Source organism: Hydrogenophaga sp. (assembly GCF_041633695.1).
Classification (GTDB): domain Bacteria; phylum Pseudomonadota; class Gammaproteobacteria; order Burkholderiales; family Burkholderiaceae_C; genus Hydrogenophaga.
Genome location: NZ_JBFJMY010000360.1, coordinates 1 through 4,284, shown reverse-complemented (window position 1 = coordinate 4,284; position 4,284 = coordinate 1). Strand labels below are relative to the sequence as shown.

Below are 4,284 nucleotides of genomic sequence, written 5' to 3'. Positions count from 1 at the left end.
CGAAACCATCGGCAAGATCATTGCCGATGCGATGGACAAAGTGGGCAAGGAAGGCGTGATTACCGTTGAAGACGGCAAGTCGCTGGACAGCGAACTCGAAGTCGTCGAAGGCATGCAATTCGACCGCGGCTACCTGTCGCCCTACTTCATCAACAATCCAGAAAAGCAATCCGCTTTGCTGGACAACCCGTTTGTGCTGCTGTACGACAAGAAAATCAGCAACATCCGCGACCTGCTGCCCACGCTGGAGCAAGTGGCCAAGTCCAGCCGTCCGCTGCTGATCATCTCGGAAGACGTCGAAGGCGAAGCCCTGGCCACGCTGGTGGTCAACACCATCCGCGGCATCCTGAAAGTTGTGGCTGTCAAGGCTCCTGGTTTTGGCGATCGTCGCAAAGCCATGCTGGAAGACATCGCCATCCTGACCGGCGGCAAAGTGATCGCCGAAGAAGTCGGCATGACGCTGGAAAAAGTGACCTTGGCCGATCTGGGCCAGGCCAAGCGCATCGAAGTGGGCAAAGAAAACACCATCATCATCGACGGTGCTGGCGCTGCTGCTGACATCGAAGCCCGCGTGAAACAAGTGCGCGTGCAAATCGAAGAAGCCACCAGCGACTACGACCGCGAAAAGCTGCAAGAGCGCGTGGCCAAGCTGGCCGGCGGTGTTGCCGTGATCAAGGTCGGCGCTGCCACCGAAGTCGAGATGAAGGAAAAGAAAGCCCGCGTGGAAGATGCACTGCACGCCACCCGCGCTGCCGTGGAAGAAGGCATTGTGGCCGGTGGTGGCGTGGCTTTGCTGCGTGCCAAGCAAGCCGCTGGTTCCATCAAGGGCGACAACGCCGACCAAGACGCCGGCATCAAGCTGGTGTTGAAAGCGATCGAAGCGCCTCTGCGCGAGATCGTGTACAACGCCGGTGGCGAAGCTTCGGTGGTCGTGAACGCTGTGTTGGCCGGCAAGGGCAACTACGGCTTCAACGCCGGTAACGACACCTACGGCGACATGATCGAAATGGGTATTCTGGATCCCACGAAAGTGACCCGCACCGCGCTGCAGAACGCCGCGTCCGTGGCCTCGCTGATGTTGACCACCGAGTGCATGGTTTCCGAGGCTCCGAAAGACGAAGCCGCCGGTGGCATGGGTGGCGCTGGCATGGGCGACATGGGTGGTCTGGGCGGCATGGGCGGCATGGGCATGTAATTGCGCCTTGCCTGAGGTTCCAGGCCGTTGTTGCAAGGGCTTGCCGTAGCGATGCTACTGTCAATGCCCTTGGCGCCTAGGCCTGAAACCTCATGCTGCGTCGGAATGCATGGTCGCTTTCTGACAAGTCCAACAAAAAACCCCGCGAGGCGACTCGCGGGGTTTTTTGTTGGGGACATGCGACCGGCAGGTCTGGATCAGGCCACGGACTCCCAGCGCCCGCTGCGCTCGGATTGCCAGAGGGCATCCACCACGCGCGCCTGCGCCACCGCATCGTCCAGACCATGGGCCGTTTCGCGACCGGCGCCATCGCGCACGCGGCGCGAAAAGGCCTCCACCTCCAGCCGGTACTGGTCCGCTGCTGGCAGGGTTTCCACCGTGACGCTGCTGCCATCCAGTTGCCCGCCCTCATCGAGCGCAAGCCGCATCTGCCCGCCGCGCACCGCGTTGAAGGGAACGAACAACTCTATCCTCCCGGTGGTGCCCACCAACTGCACCCGCTGGAACGGCACACTTTGTGTGGACACCATGAAGCTCAGTTGGCGTCCGGCACCAAAATCCAGCAGCGCACTCGTCAGCCGGTCGGTGCCCAACACCGGGTCGCGATCCACCAGCGAAACCGCGCGCAGCGGTTCGGCTTCAAACAGGTAACGCCCCGCCAGCACCGCGTAACAGCCGATGTCGTACAGCGCGCCGCCGCCCATGCCGGGCTGGTTGCGGATGTTGGCCGCGTCATCGTTGAAGTACGAGAAGAACACCTGCACCGCGCGCACTGTACCGATGCGCCCAGACCGCACCAGCTCGCGCGCGCGCAGCCATTGCGGGTGGTGGCGCACCATGAAAGCCTCTTCGATGAGCACCCGCGTTGCAGCGTCCTTCACGCTCAGGGCTTCGGCAGCGCCGAGGGCGAACGGCTTTTCGCACAACACATGTTTGCCGGCCGCTGCGGCCGCCAGGGTCATCGGGACGTGCAGGTGGTTGGGCAGCGGGTTGTAGACCGCCTCGATGACGGGGTCGGCCAGCAGCGCCTCATAACTGCCGAAAGCCAGCGCCCTACCGACCGACCGCGCGGCAGCCTGGGCTCTTGGCAAGGACCGCGAAGCGATGCCGCGCAGTTCAACCAGCGGGCTGGACAGCATCGCCGGTATCACCTGTTCGAGACCGATTTTCGAAGTGCCCAACACGCCCCACACCACAGGTTTCATGACATCCTCACGGTGAAGTTCTCGCATTTCCGCGCAGCCACGCGGAGGTGTTTCATCTAGATGTAGCTGTTGAGCAGGTTCTCCAGCCGTTCCTGGCGACCCGAGACCGGACGGGTGTCGGTGTTGTGGGCCATCACGTGGGCGGCCACAGCGTCCAGGCCCATCTTGCCGCTCAGCAAGTCCTGGCCGAAAGGCGTGGCCCAACCCGCGTAGCGCTGGTCCACCAGTTGGCCGAGCTGTTCGTCCAGCAGCATTTTTTCGGCGATCAACAAGGCGCGTGCCGACACGTCCATGCCACCGATGTGCCCGTGGAACATGTCTTCGGGGTCGATCGACTGGCGGCGCACCTTGGAGTCGAAGTTCAGGCCCCCGGTGGTGAAGCCACCGCCCTTGAGGATGAGGTAGAGCGCCAGCGCGGTCTCGGGAATGTTGTTGGGGAACTGGTCGGTGTCCCAGCCGCATTGCATGTCGCCGCGGTTCATGTCGATGGAGCCGAAGACGCCCAGGTCCAGTGCGGTGGCGATCTCGTGCTCGAAGCTGTGGCCCGACAGCGTGGCGTGGTTGGCCTCGATGTTGACCTTGATCTCCTTCTCCAGGCCGTGGCGGCAGAGGAAGCCGTAGACCGTGGCGGTGTCAAAGTCGTATTGGTGCTTGGAGGGTTCGCGCGGCTTGGGTTCGATCAGGATCGCGCCCTTGAAGCCGATCTTGTGCTTGTATTCCACCACCATGTTGAGGAAGCGGCCCATCTGATCGAGCTCCTGCCCCATGCGTGTGTTGAGCAGCGTCTCGTAGCCTTCTCGGCCGCCCCACAACACGTAGTTTTCTCCGCCGAGCTTGAGCGTGGCGTCCATGGCTTCCTTGACCTGCAAGGCGGCCAGAGCAAAGATCTCCGGGTCGGGATTGGTCGAAGCGCCCGACATGAAGCGACGGTGGCTGAACAGGTTGGCCGTGCCCCAGAGCAGCTTCATGCCCGTGGCCTGCTGTTTGGCGGCCAGCACATCCACCATCGCGTGCAGGTGGTTCACGCTCTCGCGCGGCGTGGCGCCTTCGGGGGCGACATCGCGGTCGTGGAAGCAATAGTAGGGTGCGCCCAGTTTCGCAAAGAACTCGAACGCCACATCGGCCTTGGCCTTGGCTGCCTCCATGGGATCGGCCATCTTGTGCCAAGGGCGCTCAAAGGTACCGTCGTAACCAAAGGGATCGAAGCCGTTCCAGCAGAAGCTGTGCCAGTAGCAGACGGCGAAACGCAAATGGTCTTCCATGCGCTTGCCCAGCACCAGGCGGTCCTTGTCGTACCACTTGAAAGCCAGCGGATTGGGCGATTTGTTGCCTTCAAAGGCGATCGGGGCAATGTCAGAAAAATACGAATTCATCATAGGGGTCTCTCGGTAAAAAGGCACCGGCTCAAGCGCGCCGGTACAGACTGCGAAAACGGGTGTAACGGGCCTCCAGGCGTTCCTGTTCGGCGTTGTCAGGCTGGTAGCGGGCCAACACCGGTGGAACCCGGCACACCTCGGCCGGTGGCGTACCGGTGGCCAACCAGGCCAGGCGGGCCGCGCCCAGCGCGCCGCCAACGGCCGACGTGTCATGGGTCACCACCTCGGTGTCCAGCGCGCTGGAAAGCAACTGCGCCCAGAAGGCACTGCGCGCGCCGCCACCAACCAGCGACAAGGTGCCGATGTGGCAGCCCGCCGCCTGCAGGGCGGCCATGCCGTCCTTCAAACCCAGGCTGACGCCTTCGATCACGGCGTAACCCAGGCGGGCCGCGTCGGTGTCGAAATCGAGGCCGTGAAAGCTGCCACGCACCTGGGCATCGTTGTGCGGGGTGCGCTCACCGGCAAGGTACGGCAAGAACAGGGGCGACGCCATTTGCGCTTCGGCACT

The 4,284-nt window shown here is 62.9% G+C and carries 4 protein-coding genes; 1 reads left to right on the top strand and 3 read right to left on the bottom strand.

Annotation, left to right across the window (positions count from 1 at the left end):
- Positions 1 to 1,195, top strand: a 1,195-nt coding sequence (groL, locus tag ABYB95_RS18000) for a chaperonin GroEL (RefSeq protein WP_372660008.1), incomplete at its 5' end; no start/stop codon positions are given.
- Between the two features lie 197 nt (positions 1,196 to 1,392).
- Here the strand turns inward: groL and ABYB95_RS17995 are convergent.
- From ABYB95_RS17995 to ABYB95_RS17985, 3 genes are all read right to left on the bottom strand, one after another.
- The gene (locus ABYB95_RS17995; RefSeq protein ID WP_372660006.1) at positions 1,393 to 2,400 is read right to left on the bottom strand and encodes a Gfo/Idh/MocA family protein; all 1,008 of its coding nucleotides are present in this window, start codon (positions 2,398 to 2,400) and stop codon (positions 1,393 to 1,395) included.
- A 56-nt stretch (positions 2,401 to 2,456) separates the two neighbouring features.
- The gene (xylA, locus tag ABYB95_RS17990; protein WP_372660010.1) at positions 2,457 to 3,773 is read right to left on the bottom strand and encodes a xylose isomerase; all 1,317 of its coding nucleotides are present in this window, start codon (positions 3,771 to 3,773) and stop codon (positions 2,457 to 2,459) included.
- Between the two features lie 31 nt (positions 3,774 to 3,804).
- A partial coding sequence (locus ABYB95_RS17985) for an FGGY-family carbohydrate kinase (RefSeq protein ID WP_372660004.1) occupies positions 3,805 to 4,284 on the bottom strand: 480 nt, incomplete at its 5' end.